The organism is uncultured Ferrimonas sp. (genome assembly GCF_947489035.1).
In the GTDB taxonomy this organism is placed as follows: domain Bacteria; phylum Pseudomonadota; class Gammaproteobacteria; order Enterobacterales; family Shewanellaceae; genus Ferrimonas.
In genome coordinates this window covers 1-501 of record NZ_CANLCI010000075.1, presented here as the reverse complement: position 1 = coordinate 501, position 501 = coordinate 1, and the positions used below count along the sequence as shown (strand labels likewise).

The 501-nt window shown below is 53.5% G+C and carries 4 tRNA genes; all 4 read right to left on the bottom strand.

Features of this window, described 5'->3' with window-relative positions:
• Position 1: 1 nt before the first annotated feature.
• A tRNA-Arg gene (locus Q0796_RS18145) sits at positions 2–78 on the bottom strand.
• Positions 79–130: 52 nt separating this feature from the next.
• Positions 131–207: transfer RNA gene (locus Q0796_RS18140), tRNA-Arg, on the bottom strand.
• Between the two features lie 52 nt (positions 208–259).
• Positions 260–336 (bottom strand) — tRNA-Arg (locus Q0796_RS18135).
• Between the two features lie 52 nt (positions 337–388).
• Positions 389–465: transfer RNA gene (locus Q0796_RS18130), tRNA-Arg, on the bottom strand.
• Positions 466–501: the final 36 nt, after the last annotated feature.

Sequence of the window (501 nt, the reverse complement as noted above, 5' to 3'; positions counted from 1 at the left end):
ATGGCGCGCTCAGGAGGATTCGAACCTCCGACCGCCTGGTTCGTAGCCAGGTACTCTATCCAGCTGAGCTATGAGCGCGCAGGGTGGTCTTTTTACTTCAACGACGAAGACTGATACACAGTTTGAAAAATGGCGCGCTCAGGAGGATTCGAACCTCCGACCGCCTGGTTCGTAGCCAGGTACTCTATCCAGCTGAGCTATGAGCGCGCAGGGTGGTCTTTTTACTTCAACGACGAAGACTGACAAACAGTTTGAAAAATGGCGCGCTCAGGAGGATTCGAACCTCCGACCGCCTGGTTCGTAGCCAGGTACTCTATCCAGCTGAGCTATGAGCGCGCAGGGTGGTCTTTTTACTTCAACGACGAAGACTGACAAACAGTTTGAAAAATGGCGCGCTCAGGAGGATTCGAACCTCCGACCGCCTGGTTCGTAGCCAGGTACTCTATCCAGCTGAGCTATGAGCGCGCAGGGTGGTCTTTTTACTTCAACGACGAAGACTGA